Origin of the sequence: Hamadaea sp., from assembly GCF_013362815.1 — a bacterium.
Lineage (GTDB): Bacteria > Actinomycetota > Actinomycetes > Mycobacteriales > Micromonosporaceae > Hamadaea.
Genome location: NZ_JABFVK010000013.1, coordinates 319,269 through 333,182 on the forward strand (window position 1 = coordinate 319,269; position 13,914 = coordinate 333,182).

Genomic DNA, 13,914 nt, shown 5'->3' on the forward strand with positions numbered 1-13,914 from the left:
TCGAGCTGGTCACCGAGGCTGTCGTTCAGCGATGGCCGCCCAGTCGTCGTCGCCGCGCCCGTCGGCGATCGACTGGGCGAAAACCTCGCGCAGCAACTCGCCGATCGGGAGCGGGACCCGATGATCGGCGGCGGCGTCGAGCGCCAGGTGCAGATCCTTGCGGCCGAGGACGGTGGTGAATCCGGCGGGCTGGTAGCGCCGCTCGGCGATAGCCGAACCGTAACCTGCGTAGACGGGCCCCGGGAACAGCGTCGCCGACAGGAGCTCGATGAGCGCTCCGGCGTCGATCGCGGCGGCCTCGGCGAGGCTGACGGCTTCGCCGAGCGACTGGATCGCGCAGGCGATCAGGTAATTGCCGAGAATCTTCACGAGGTTGGCCTGCTCAGGCCGTTCGCCCATGCGCCAGGTCCGAGTGCCGATCACGTCGAAGTAGGGCTGCACCCGGTCGATCAGGTCCGGCTCGCCCGCCGCGAGGATGTTCAGCGCACCCGCCTCGGCCACGGGAACCCGGCCGAAGACCGGTGCCGAGAGGTACCCGACTTCGTGTTCGGCGTGCGCGGCCGCAGCTCGGTGCGCCAGGCCGGGACTCACCGTGGCGAGGTTGACGTGCACGGTTCCGGACGGCGCGTGGGCGAGAACGCCGGAGTCGAGGAACGTCTCGGTCACGGCCTGGTCGTTGGAGAGCACGGAGAACACGACCGGCGCTTGCATGGCCTCCGGCACCGACGCCGCGCGCTGCGCCCCCGCCGCGGCGAGTTCGTCCATCGCCGCGGCGCTGCGGTTCCAGACCAAGACGTCGTGACCTGCCGCGACGAGATTGCGCGCGATGGGCCGGCCCATCGCTCCCAGCCCGATGACCGCGATGTCGCTCATGGAACTCCCTCAGTGAATCGGCTGAGACGCCGGTGGTGCAGTGCTGCCCCGCACGACAAGTGTCGTGGCGAGCTCGACGCGGGTCCGCTTCGGGGTCTCCCCGGCGGCCAAGGCGACGGCGAACTTCGCGGCGGCGGCGCCCATCGCCGCGAACGGCTGCCGCACCGTGGTCAGCGGCGGTGCGCACCAGGCGGCTTGTTCGACGTCGTCGAACCCGACGACGCTGAGCTGGTCCGGTATGCACCGGCCGGCGAGCCGGGCGGCCTCGTAGACGCCCAGCGCCTGCAGATCGTCGCCGCAGACGACGGCGGTCGGCGGCTCCGGCAGCCGCAGGAGTTCGATCGCGAGGTCGCGTCCCTGCTCGAAGGTGAACAGTCCATGTCGGAGAAGCTGCTTGTCGAGCGGTACGCCCGCTGCGTCCATCGCCGCCCGGAAGCCGTCGAGGCGAGCACGGGAGGCGAGGTCCTTGACCGGTCCGGCGAGCACTCCGATGCGCCGATGGCCGAGGTCGAGCAGGTGCCGGGTGGCGTTGAGCGCGCCGCTCCAGTTCGTCGAACCGATCGAGGGCGTGCTGTGCAGGTCGCTGGTGGGGTCGAGGGCGACCAGCGGGATGCCGTTGCCCACCAGGGTCTCACGGTGCTCCGGAGTGACGGCGGAGGAGACCGCGATCACCGCTGCGGGCTGCCGGATCAGCAATGTGTCCACCCACAGCGAGCCCGTTCTGCCTCGCCGGTGCACGTCGAGGTAGCCGAAGGTCATGTCGTGGGCGGTGGCGACTTCTTCGATGCCACGCATGATCTCCATGGCGATCGAGCTCAGCATGCCGTGGAACACGACCTCGAGGTGGCGCGACGACGGGGCGGATCCGGAGTTGCGGAAGCCGTGGTCTCGCAGCAGGGCCTCCACGCGCCGACGGGTCTCCTCGCTGACGCCGGCCCGGCCGTTGAGCACTTTGGACACGGTCGGCGCGGAGACGCCGGCGAGTTCGGCGATCGCGGTCACGGGCAGGTCGCCACCGCGCCGTCGCCGGTGGGGACCGGGGCTCTCCGACATGGCAGCGAGTGTACGCACGAACGCGCTGAGCATCCGGCCTGAGGGAGGCAGTTCACGAAATTTCTGTTCCGGCTGTTCCGGGCGGCCGCTCTCGGGTTCGGTTGCTGACCAGCTTCTCGACAGTGATCGGCCTGGTCGGCTTCGGTCGCGTCGCCGAACGGATCGCCTGTCGCCACTTGAATGTTTCGAAATGGTCTGGCAACCTCACGGTCCTGAAACGCGAGCGCCACCGCCGGTTGGCTGCATTCTCCGAAACCCCGATGCCCAGGGGCCGAAACTTCCGAAGAACGTTAACGCACACATTTCTGGTAGCCATCGACGTCAGGCCCGACTTTCTTCACGGCCTGATGCCTATCTGCCTGCTCTTTTGTGGACCGCCACGGTTCCAAATTTGTTTCCGGAACTTTTCCGAAAACTCTTGCCTGAAACGAGGGGCGGTGGCAGCATTGGCGCGAATAAATCTCTCGACAAGGACGTCCCAGCCGTCTCGCTGAGCCGGCTCGGACGCTGGCCAATGAGGAGGCCAAGGTGGCTATCAGCCCCTCCGTCCACCATGGTGAGAGCCGACGGCCGAGAACGCTCATCGTCAGAGCGCTCGTCGCCGGTGTGGTCAGTGTCGTGGCAGTGGCCACGGCTGCGGTGATGATGCCGTCGGCCGACGCTGCGGAGACCACGCTCGGTGCTGCGGCTGCGCAGTCGGGCCGGTATTTCGGCACGGCGATCGCGGGTGGCCGGCTCGGTGATTCGGCGTACACGACGATCGCGGCTCGTGAGTTCAACATGGTGACGGCCGAGAACGAGATGAAGATCGACGCGACGGAGCCGCAGCGTGGGCAGTTCACGTTCAGCGCCGGTGACAACATCTACAACTGGGCCACCCAACGCGGAATCAAAATGCGTGGCCACACCCTGGCCTGGCACTCCCAACAGCCCGGCTGGATGCAAAGCCTGTCCGGCTCCACCCTCCGTCAGGCGATGATCGATCACATCAACGGTGTGATGGCGCATTACAAGGGCAAGCTGGCCGCGTGGGACGTGGTGAACGAGGCGTTCAACGAGGACGGCAGCCGCCGTCAGTCGAATCTGCAGGGCACCGGCAACGACTGGATCGAGGTGGCGTTCCGCACGGCTCGTAACGCCGATCCGTCGGTGAAGTTGTGTTACAACGACTACAACATCGAGAACTGGTCGTACGCCAAGACGCAGGGCGTGTATCGGATGATCCAGGACTTCAAGTCCCGGGGCGTGCCGATCGACTGCGTCGGTCTGCAGACGCACTTCACCGGCGGCAGCTCGCTGCCGAGCAACTTCCAGACGACCCTGTCGAGCTTCGCCGCGCTCGGCGTGGACGTGGCGTTGACCGAGGTCGACGTCACCAACGCGTCCACGTCGCAGTACGCCGGGTTGACCCAGGCGTGCATGAACGTCGCACGGTGCATCGGGATCACGGTCTGGGGCGTACGCGACAGCGACTCGTGGCGTTCCAGCGAGAGCCCGCTGCTGTTCGACGGCGGCGGCAACAAGAAGGCCGCGTACACGTCGGTCCTGAACGCCCTCAACGCGGTCAACCCGACCACCTCGCCGTCGTCGAGCCAGCAACCCAGCGGATCCGGCACGATCGTCGGGGTTCAATCCAACCGGTGCATCGACGTACCCAACGCCACACAGACCAACGGCACGCGGGTGCAGCTCTACGACTGCAACAACCAGGCGAACCAGAAGTGGACCTACACCGCCAGCAAGCAGCTGACCGTCTACGGCAACAAGTGCCTCGACGCGAACGGGGCGGCCACCGCCAACGGTACGGCGATCATCATCTGGGACTGCAACGGCGGATCGAACCAGCAGTGGAACATCAACTCCAACGGCACCATCAGCGGCGTACAGTCCGGCCGGTGCCTGGACGTGTGGGGGACCGGCAACGGGCAGCAGATCCAGCTGTACGACTGCCACGGGCAGGCCAACCAGCAGTGGCGTACGCAGTTCGGCAGCACCTCGCCGTCGCCGTCCTCGTCGACGTCGACCGGCTGCACCCTGCCGTCGACGTACCGCTGGACTTCGACCGGCGCGCTGACGAATCCGCAGAACGGGTGGGTCTCGCTCAAGGACTTCACCAACGTCGTCTACAACGGCAAGCACCTCGTCTACGGGTCGAACGTCAACAGCAGCGGACAGTACGGCTCGATGAACTTCAGCACGTTCACGAACTGGTCCGACATGGCCTCGGCCACCCAGACCGGAATGAGCCAGGGGACCGTGGCCCCGACGCTGATCTACTTCGCGCCCAAGAACGTCTGGGTGCTGGCGTACCAGTGGGGTCCGAACTCGTTCAACTACAAGACCTCCAGCGACCCGACCAACGCCAACGGCTGGTCCTCGGCGCAGGCGCTGTCCACCGCAACCCTTTCCGACGCTCCGTACGGCGTGATCGACCAGACGCTCATCGGCGACGACCAGAACATGTACCTGTTCTTCGCCGGGGACAACGGCAAGATCTACCGGCAGAGCATGCCGATCGGGAACTTCCCGGGCAGTTTCGGCTCCAGCTACACGACCGTCATGACCGACTCCACGAACAACCTGTTCGAGGCGGTCGAGGTCTACAAGGTTCAGGGTCAGAGCCAGTACCTGATGATCGTCGAGGCGATCGGCTCGAACGGGCGCTACTTCCGCTCGTTCACCGCCAACAGCCTCAGCGGTTCGTGGACTCCGCAGGCCGCCAGCGAGAGCAACCCCTTCGCGGGCAAGGCCAACAGCGGTGCGACCTGGACCAACGACATCAGTCACGGCGACTTGGTCCGCACCAACCCGGATCAGACCAAGACCGTCGACCCGTGCAACCTTCAGCTCCTCTACCAGGGCAAGAACCCCAGCGCCGGCGGTGACTACAACCTGCTGCCGTGGCGGCCGGGCGTGCTGACCCTGCAGCGCTAAGCGACGGACGGCCGCCCAGCGGCCGCTCCGTTCGCCCACCGCTCGGGCGTGTCCGGCTTCGGCCCGGGCCGGACACGCCCGTTGTCGCTCCGCTCCGCTCACGACGACCTTCGGAGGACCGTGTGAAGCGCCTCATCACAACCGCAGCCATCGTCGCCACGGCCATGCTCTTGGTCACCGGCTGTTCGCCGGGATCGGGCGGCGGTGGGTCCGGCGATTCGAAATCGTTCGAGTTCTGGTCGTTCACCGGGATCAACCAGAAGGCCGACGTCGAGGTCTACAAGAAGGCCCATCCGGACGTGGAGATCAAGCTCACCGAGGTGGGCAGCACGACGGAGACGGCTCAGGCGCTCACCACCGCGTTGGCCGGCGGGAAGGTGCCCGACCTCGTGCTGATCCAGGGTGACGACCTGCCGAAGTTCATGCAGTCCGCCGACAACTTCGTCGATCTGGCCAGCCTGGGCGCAGACCAGCGGAAGGGGGATTACCTCGACTGGGTCATGAAGCAGTCGGTGACCCAGGACGGCAAGATCATCGGCATTCCGACGGACGTCGGCGGCATGGCGATCGCGTACCGGACGGATCTGTTCAAGGCCGCCGGCCTGCCCACCGACCGGGACCAGGTGTCCCAGTTGTGGCCCACCTGGGACGGGTTCCTGGAGACGGGCAAGAAGTACGTCCAGGCCACCGGCAAGCCCTTCCTGGACAACACGTCGACGAGCGTCTTCTTCCAAGCGGTCAACCAGGGGACCGAGCGTTACTACGACGCGGACCACAAGCTGTCCTATGACAAGAACCCCCAGGTCAAGGCGGCCTTCGACCTGGCGCTGAAGATTCACAAGGCGGGCATCACCTCCAAGATCACCTCGTGGTCGACCGGCTGGACGGCCGGCATGGGCAAGGGCGACTTCGCGGTGGTCTCCGCGCCGTCGTGGATGCTCAACGCCATCCACACCAACGCTCCCAACACCGCGGGAAAGTGGGACGTCGCCGCCATTCCCGGGGGCTCGGGGAACTGGGGCGGCAGCTACCTCGCCATCCCCAAGCGGGCGAAGAACCCCAAGGCGGCCTGGGCGTACATCGCCGAGATGCAGTCGCCGAGCGGCCAGCTCGCTCACTTCCTCCAGCAGGGCGCACTGCCGACGACCCCGTCGGTCTACTCAGACCCACAACTTGTCGCCAAGACCGATCCGTTCTTCTCCAACGCGCCGATCGGCAAGATCTACACCCAGTCCGTGCTGGGCATCAAACCGTTCTACATCGGACCGGAAGATGCCACGGTCGGCTCGGAGATGCTCAACACCCTGGTCAGTGTCGAGCAAGGCAAGGTCGCCCCAGACGACGCGTGGAACACGGCGTTGACCAACGTCAAGAACGCTCTTCGCGGTTGAGACGACTGATGCCGAGCGGCCGGGACCTCCCGGCCGCTCCATCGGGAAGGTGCCCGTAGTGACGACCATGCTCAACCCGGCCCCGACCGCCGGTGCGACCGCTCCGCCGCTGCGGAACCGTCGCATCCGGCAGGGCGTACGCGAGAGACTGGCGCCGTACGCCTACGTGGCGCCGTTCTTCGTGCTGTTCCTCGTCTTCGGGCTCTTCCCATTGCTGTTCACGTTCTACGTCGCCCTCTTCGACTGGAACCCCATCGGCGAGCACCATTACGTGGGACTTGAGAACTTCAGACAGCTCGTGGACGACCCGCGGTTCTGGGGCGCGCTGCGCAACACGGTCAGCATCTGGTTGCTGTCGACGATCCCGCAGCTGTTCGTCGCGCTATTGCTCGCGCATGTGCTCAACCACCTGCGGCTGCGGGCGGCGACGCTGTTCCGGATGTCGGTTCTCGTCCCCTACATCACCTCCGTGGCGGCGACGACGATCGTGTTCGCCCAGCTCTTCGACCGCGACTACGGCATGCTCAACTGGTTTCTCCAGCTGCTCGGGTTCGATCACGTCGACTTCACGGCGTCGGTGTGGGGCAGCCACCTCATGATCGCCACGATGATCATGTGGCGGTGGACCGGCTACAACACGTTGCTCTATCTCGCCTCGCTCCAAGCGGTCCCGCGCGAGCTGTTCGAGGCGGCCGCCGCCGACGGCGCGAACGGCTGGAAGCAGTTCCGCCACATCACCATCCCCTCGCTGCGGCCGATCATCGTGTTCACCGTCGTCACGTCGACCATCTACGGACTACAGGTCTTCACCGAGCCGCTGCTGGCCAACTCGGTGGGCGGGCTCACCTGTGGCGCGGCCAGGCAATGTCAGACCCTCACGCTCTTCCTCTACGAGCAAGGCTTCGGCCGATTCCACTTCGGCTACGGCGCGGCCATCGGCGTCGCGCTCTTCGTCATGGTCGTGATCGCCGCCGCGCTCAACTACCTGCTGGTCACCCGAATCCGCTCGGAGCGCCCTTGACATTCTCTCCTCCCCAATGGGAGGCGAATCCAGCGGTCACCCGCTGGGTTTCCTGTTTCACTGCCGACTGCCCCGTCCGGGAGGACTCCCGTTGAGGTCTTACACCGGCTCCACAGGCCGACACCGCCTGCCCGGCGGCCAGAATGTTCTTCGCGGCGTTCACATCGCGTTCGTGCCGTGCGCCGCAGTCTGCGCACGTCCACGAACGTATGTGCAAGGGCAGCTTTCCGTGGACCGTCCCGCAGGCTCCGCACAGCTTGCTGGACGGGAACCATCGATCGACAACCACGAGTTCGCGCCCGTACCAGGAGCACTTGTACTCCAACTGATGTCGCAACTCGCCCCAGCCGCAGTCGCTGATGGCACGTGCCAGGGAACGATTTTTAACCATGTTGGACACGGAAAGGTCCTCGATCACGATCGTTTGGTTCTCACGAACGAGCCGAGTCGTCAGCTTATGCAGGTAATCCCGTCTGCGGTCGCTTATCCGCGAGTGCACGCGAGCGACCTTGAACTTGGCCTTCTCCCAGTTCTTCGAACCCTTCGCCTTGCGGGCCAATGTCCGTTGAGCCGCGGCGAGCCGGGCGCGGTCGGCACGCTCATGCCTGGGGTTTGCAATTGTCTCGCCGGTGGAGAGCGTCACCAGGTCGGTCACACCGACGTCCACGCCGACCGCTCGGTCAATCCGGCGGAGCGGAGTGACGCTCTCCTCGACCAGCAGGGAGACGAACCATCTCCCGGTCGCGTCTCGCGACACGGTCACCGTGGACGGGTCCGCGCCCTCAGGGAGTGGCCGCGACCACACGATAGCCAAGGGAGTGTTCATCTTGGCCAGCGTCAACTGCCCGTCCCGATACCGGAATGCGGACCGGGTGTACTCGGCACACGCACGAGACTTCTTCCTGCTTTTGAAGCGTGGATACCTCGCTGTGCCGGCGAAGAAGCTCGCGAACGCGCTTTGCAAGTGCCGCAATGCCTGCTGGAGCGGCACGGACGACACTTCGGAAAGGAACGCCAAGCCGTCGGTCTTCTTCCATGCGGTGAGCGCGGCAGACGACTGGGTGTAAGAAACGCGGCGTTTCTCCTCATTCCATGCGCGGGAACGTTCCTCCAGGGCCATGTTGTACACCAGGCGGACACAGCCAAACGTGCGGGCGAGCTCGGCCACCTGCTCGTCCGTGGGATAGAAGCGGAACTTGTAGGCCCGCTTCACCGGCTGCGCCACATCGCACAGCCTACCCAACCCCTAGGACGTCCGTGGGCTACCAACGGCGAACACCGAATCGCCCTCAGGCCACAGCTGGGGATAGAGAAGGAGCGCTCATGAACCGCAGGCCTTCCATCGCCACAAGGCCACCGCGACGTCGGCGCGGCGTCAACCGCGCGTCCTTTTGGGCGTACGCGTTGCTGGGCATCATGGTGTTCGTCAGTGTGTTCCCGCTCTACTGGATGTTCGTTGTGGCCACGACGGACTCCGCCGCGGCCACGAGCTTGCCTCCGCACGTCGTGCCCGGTGACAACTTCCTGCATCTGGCCGGGCTCGTGTTCGACACCGTGCCTTTCGTGCAGGCGCTCCTCAACAGCCTGTTCGTCGCGACCGCCATCGGCGTGGGCCAGGCGGTGCTGTGCGCGCTGGCCGGGTTCGCCTTCGCCAAACTGTCCTTCCCCGGCCGCGACATCCTGTTCCTCATCGTCGTGCTGACCATGACGGTGCCGGCTCAGCTGGCGGTCATCCCGCAGTACCTGATCATGTCGGAGCTCGGCTGGGTGGACACCCTTCAGGCGGTGATCGTCCCCGGGCTGGTGAGCGCGTTCGGCATCTTCTGGATGCGCCAGCACATCGGCAGCGCCATCGACGACGAGCTGATGCACGCCGCCCGGGTGGACGGCGCGACGACGTGGCAGGTGTTCTGGCGTATCGCCTTCCCGCTCGTCCGTCCGGTCGCGTTGGTCCTCGGCCTGTTCGGCTTCGTCAACGCCTGGAACGACTTCCTGTGGCCGTTCATCGTGCTGAAGTCGCCGGAGCGGTACACCGTCCAGATCGCCATCAAGGCCCTGCAGAACAACCGGGACATCGACCTCGGACTGGCGATGTCCGGCTCGTTCCTTGCCACCGTGCCGTTGCTGATCCTGTTCGTCTTCGTCGGCCGGCGTCTCGTGCAGGGCATCATGGAAGGGGCGTTCAAGGGATGACCCGCGCCGACTCCGCGCCGCTGCTGATCGCCGGAACTCGGCGTCCGGACGCGGACCCGGCGTCTCCTTCGGACTGACCTCACCCGTCGCATCCGAGCGACCTGGGAATGTGCCACGTTCGACGAAGAGTCTTGACGACTATATTGAAACGTTTTAACTTTGCTTGAGGTTGAGACGGCCAGAGTTGTCTCAGCTGTCCCTTCTGGAGCCGGAGATTCGCCAGCGCCCACTGGCCCGGCCAGCCACCCATGTCGTGCAGGAGCCCACGGATGCACCGATTTCCCAGCTCGCCGCGCCCGCCGGATCGCGGGTGACCGTCGTAGCCGACGGTCCACAACTCTCGCCCTGATGATCTAGGGCTTCTTCGCCACCTCCAGAGCTCCTCTGGAGCACTGACGCCTGCCGTCAACCGTGAGCGCTCACGACTCATCCCGCACCATCGACCTCCGAGGAGTTCCATCGTGCTTTCGCTGAGACAACGGGCTGCCCTGGCTTCGGCCGGCGCCGTCACAACCATGGCCGCGGTGATCGTGGTCATGACGGCGGACGCGTCCGCCGCCGGCACGCGCTACGAAGCGGAGACTTCGCCCGCGGTGTGCACGGGCACCATCGACTCGAACTGGTCCGGCTTCTCCGGTTCCGGGTTCTGCAACGGCACCAACGCCGTCGGTGCGTACGCGCAGTTCACCGTGACGGCGGCCGCGGCGGGAACGGCGACCGTCGACGTCCGGTACGCCAACGGCGCCACCGCCAGCCGCCCGGCCGACGTGCTGGTGAACGGTGTGACCCGGGTGGCCGCCGTTGCGTTCGACCCGACCGGCGGTTGGAGCACATGGGTGACGAAGACCGTCACGGTGCCCGTGAACGCCGGTTCGAACACCATCCGATTGAGCCCGACGACGAGCAACGGGTTGCCCAACGTGGACTATCTCGACCTCGGCCCCGGTGCTTCGCCCTCGGCGAGCGCGACCCCGCCCGGCCGCCCGCCGCAGTGCACGGGCAGCGCCCCGATCACCTGCCACTTCGACGTCAACCCGGGCAACTACACGGTCACCGCGTGGATCGGCGACCAGGCGTCGGCTGGGAACACCTCGATGTCGGTGGAGGCACGGCGGCGGATCCTGTCCGCCGTCACCACCGCGGCCGGGACCATCACGCAGTACGTCTTCACCGTCAACGTTCGGCAGCCGGAGGGCCAGCCGACCGGACAGGGCGGCACCGGTACACCGGGGTTGGACGTCACGTTCGCCGGGTCGTCGCCGCGGCTGTCCGGACTGACCGTCCAACCGGCGAGCAGTCCGCTGGTGGTCTACCTCGCCGGCGACTCCACGGTCTGCGACCAGCCGACCGCTCCGTACACCGGCTGGGGTCAGATCCTGCCGACGCACGTCTCGGCCGGGGCCGTCGTCGCCAACTACGCCGACTCGGGGGAGAGCTCCGGCAGCTTCCTGAGCAACTCGGCGCTGTTCCCGACGATGAAGCCGCTGATCAAGCCGAACGACCTGGTGTTCATCCAGTTCGGGCACAACGACAAGACCACCACGGCGTCGACCTTCCGCAGCAACCTGACCTCGATGATCAACCAGGTACGCGAGAAGCGCGGCGTACCGGTCCTGATGACGCCGCCGGTGCGGCGGTTGTTCAGCGGCAGCCAGCTCACCGACACCGCGCTGCACGTCAACAGCGTCGGGGTCAACCTCCCCGCCGAGATCCGCAGTCTCGGATCGTCGCTCGGGGTGCCGGTGATCGACCTGACCGCCAAGAGCGAAGCGCTGGTGGAGTCGCTCGGCCCGACCGCCTCCGCCGCGCTCTATCTGCAGCAGTCGGTCGACGGCGTCACCGACAACACGCACTTCTCCGAGTACGGCGCAGGCAGGATGGCCGACCTCGTAGTGCAAGGCATCCGCGAACGCAACCTGTCGCTCGTCGGTTACCTGCGCTGACCGATCGAGCCGCCTGGTCTCGGCCGCGCCGGGGGCGCGGCGCGGCCGACCCTCTTGCTTCACACCAACCACACCAGAAAGGCACGTCATGACCACAAGATCAAGTTCGATGTCGAAACGATGGGCGGTGCTGATCGGGGCGGCGCTGTTCGTGTCAATGGCCGCGCCGGCGTCTGCGAGCACAGTGGCCACTGATTCCCGGGCTCCGCTCCAAGCGGCGTCTACCGACAGCCTCGGCCAACTGTACGGCCGCGTCTCCGGATACCGAGCAGAAGACTTCACGGCGGGATCCTGGGCCGCGTTCTCCGCGAGCAGAGACGCCACCGGCACGTTGCTACGTGCGACAAGCGACCAGCGCGCAACTGCAGAAGCCGGCCTCCGGGTCGCCACCGGCGGGCTGGTGATGGTACGCGGCCTGAAGACCCTGGTCGCCGACTATGCGGCCCGCCGCCCGGGGGACTACTCCGAAAAGTCGTGGGCACCGTTCGCCAAGGCGCTGACGACTGCGACTACTGTGGCCGCGGATCCTTCGGCGACCACCTCTGATGTGGCAGCGGCGAAGACCGCTCTCGTGAGTGCCGCGGGGGACCTGGCACCGCTCGCCGCTGGGACGTTCGAGACGATCACCAACGACACGTTCTGGAACGACACCAGCGGAAACCCCATCTACTCGCAGGGTGGGGGAGTCTTCAAGTTCGGTGACACGTACTACTGGTACGGCGTGCACTACACCGGTGCCGAGTACTACCGGGCCAACCCGACGAAGTCGTACAGCGGCGACGTGTCGTTCGTGTCCATCCCGGTCTACACCTCCAAGGACCTCGTCCATTGGACCTTCGCCAACAACGTGGCCACCCGGTCGACCGCTTTGGCGAACGGGGCGACTCTCGGCCAGGCCGGTTGGGTCGGGCGTCTCGGCGTCTCCTACAACGAAACGACCGGCAAGTACGTGCTCGTCGTCCAGGTGTACCTGCCGTCGCTCGGCGGGGACGGCAACGGCGTGCTCTTCTTGCGAGGCGATTCGCCCACCGACAATTTCGACTACGGCTATTACCAGAACCAGATCGTCAATTCGCCCACCACCGGCACCGGCGACCAGACGGTCTTCACCGACGACGACGGCAAGGACTACCTGATCTTCTCCAACCGGTCGGGTCGTGCCCGCTCGTTCGTTTCGAAGCTGCGCGACTCGGACTCCCTGCGAGCCGAACCGGCTGTGCAGATCGGCTACAACGCCGCTGGCCGCGAAGGCAACGCAATGTTCAAACTCGACGGGAAGTACTACCAGGCGACCTCGGATCTGCACGGCTGGAACAGCTCCGTCGCGCACGTCGTCGAGTCGACGTCGAGCAACATCCAGGGCACCTACAGCAGTGAGTACACGATGGCCGGCACCGAGATGGACTACAGCCACGTGACGCAGACCGGATTCTTCGTGACGGTCAAGGGAACCGTGCAGACCACGGTGATCTTCGCCGGTGACCGCTGGTCGGACTTCGCGTGGAACGGCATCGGATACAACCAGTGGATGCCGGTGACCAAGCCGGGGTCGCGGCCGCAGATGAGCTCGGTGAGCCAGTGGGAGTTCAACGCCACCACCGGCGAATGGCGGGTCGGGCCGCAGAACAACTACATCCTCAACCCGGATTTCCAAGCCGACCGCGTCACCGTCTCGACGCTGACCGGTTGGATCAACACCGGCGGGACCGTGACCAACGTCAGCCCCGGCGCGAACGGCAGCCGTTTCGCGCTGCAGCTCGGCTCCGGTTCGGCCGGCGTGCGCCAGCAGGTCACCATCCCGGCCGGGACCTACACGCTGTCGGCGTCCACCAAGACCGCCGGCACGATCAGCGGAGCTGAGGTGTCGATCACGGATGCCGGCGGCGCTACGCGTACGCTTAGCATCCCGTCGTCCAGCAGCTGGACTCGTCGCGAACTCGCGGGCATCTCGCTGGCCGCCGGAACTGCGACCGTCACCGTCCGGACCGGTGGCGGAACCCTCACCGTCGACGGTCTCTCGCTAGTCAAGACCTCCGGCGGGACGCCGTCGACCCGATACGAGGCCGAGACCGCGCCGGCGGTATGCCAAGGCACGATCGACTCCAACTACTCCGGATACTCCGGCACCGGCTTCTGCAACGGCGACAACGCCATCGGTGCGTACGCCCAGTTCACCGCCAACGTGTCGGCAGCAGGCACGGCAACGCTGGCGATCCGCTTCGCCAACGGCACGACCAGTGCCCGGCCCGTGAACCTGGTCGTCAACGGTTCGACGGTGACGACCCTTTCGTTCGAGCCGACCGGAGCGTGGTCGACCTGGGCCACGAAGACAGTGACCGTTCCGCTCAGCAGCGGCGCCAACACCATCCGGCTCGATCCGACCAGCACGACCGGCACGCCGAACGTGGACTACCTCGACGTCACCACCACCCCCTGACCGCCGATCAGTCTGGAAACCTTTGCCCGGTCGCGCTTCCCGCGTGGCCGGGCTCCACGGAGGATGTGA

Annotated in this window: 9 protein-coding genes; 6 read left to right on the forward strand and 3 right to left on the reverse strand. The window is 66.1% G+C overall.

Annotated features, from left to right (window positions below):
• Window positions 1-9: 9 nt before the first annotated feature.
• The gene (locus HOV77_RS06425) at window positions 10-873 is read right to left on the reverse strand and encodes an NAD(P)-dependent oxidoreductase (protein WP_290858898.1); all 864 of its coding nucleotides are present in this window, start codon (window positions 871-873) and stop codon (window positions 10-12) included.
• Between the two features lie 9 nt (window positions 874-882).
• The gene (locus HOV77_RS06430) at window positions 883-1,926 is read right to left on the reverse strand and encodes a LacI family DNA-binding transcriptional regulator (protein ID WP_290858900.1); all 1,044 of its coding nucleotides are present in this window, start codon (window positions 1,924-1,926) and stop codon (window positions 883-885) included.
• Between the two features lie 528 nt (window positions 1,927-2,454).
• Here HOV77_RS06430 and HOV77_RS06435 point away from each other — a divergent pair.
• The 3 genes from HOV77_RS06435 (at window position 2,455) to HOV77_RS06445 (ending at window position 7,272) form a co-directional block, all read left to right on the forward strand.
• Complete coding sequence (locus HOV77_RS06435; protein ID WP_290858903.1) at window positions 2,455-4,860, forward strand: non-reducing end alpha-L-arabinofuranosidase family hydrolase; 2,406 nt, start codon at window positions 2,455-2,457, stop codon at window positions 4,858-4,860.
• Window positions 4,861-4,982: 122 nt separating this feature from the next.
• Window positions 4,983-6,251, forward strand: coding sequence for an extracellular solute-binding protein (locus tag HOV77_RS06440; RefSeq protein ID WP_290858905.1), 1,269 nt, complete (start codon window positions 4,983-4,985; stop codon window positions 6,249-6,251).
• Between the two features lie 67 nt (window positions 6,252-6,318).
• Complete coding sequence (locus HOV77_RS06445; protein ID WP_363259833.1) at window positions 6,319-7,272, forward strand: sugar ABC transporter permease; 954 nt, start codon at window positions 6,319-6,321, stop codon at window positions 7,270-7,272.
• Here HOV77_RS06445 and HOV77_RS06450 read toward each other — a convergent pair.
• A complete protein-coding gene (locus tag HOV77_RS06450) occupies window positions 7,244-8,497 on the reverse strand; it encodes an RNA-guided endonuclease TnpB family protein (protein WP_290858909.1) in 1,254 nt (417 codons plus the stop codon). The two genes, HOV77_RS06445 and HOV77_RS06450, sit on opposite strands and share 29 nt — an antisense overlap.
• 98 nt (window positions 8,498-8,595) lie before the next feature.
• On the opposite strand from HOV77_RS06450, the gene HOV77_RS06455 reads away from it, so the two are divergent.
• The 3 genes from HOV77_RS06455 (at window position 8,596) to HOV77_RS06465 (ending at window position 13,845) form a co-directional block, all read left to right on the forward strand.
• Window positions 8,596-9,465, forward strand: coding sequence for a carbohydrate ABC transporter permease (locus tag HOV77_RS06455; RefSeq protein WP_290858911.1), 870 nt, complete (start codon window positions 8,596-8,598; stop codon window positions 9,463-9,465).
• Window positions 9,466-9,926: 461 nt separating this feature from the next.
• The gene (locus HOV77_RS06460; RefSeq protein ID WP_290858914.1) at window positions 9,927-11,408 is read left to right on the forward strand and encodes a GDSL-type esterase/lipase family protein; all 1,482 of its coding nucleotides are present in this window, start codon (window positions 9,927-9,929) and stop codon (window positions 11,406-11,408) included.
• Between the two features lie 109 nt (window positions 11,409-11,517).
• A complete protein-coding gene (locus HOV77_RS06465; RefSeq protein ID WP_290858916.1) occupies window positions 11,518-13,845 on the forward strand; it encodes a family 43 glycosylhydrolase in 2,328 nt (775 codons plus the stop codon).
• The last annotated feature ends 69 nt before the right edge of the window (window positions 13,846-13,914 follow it).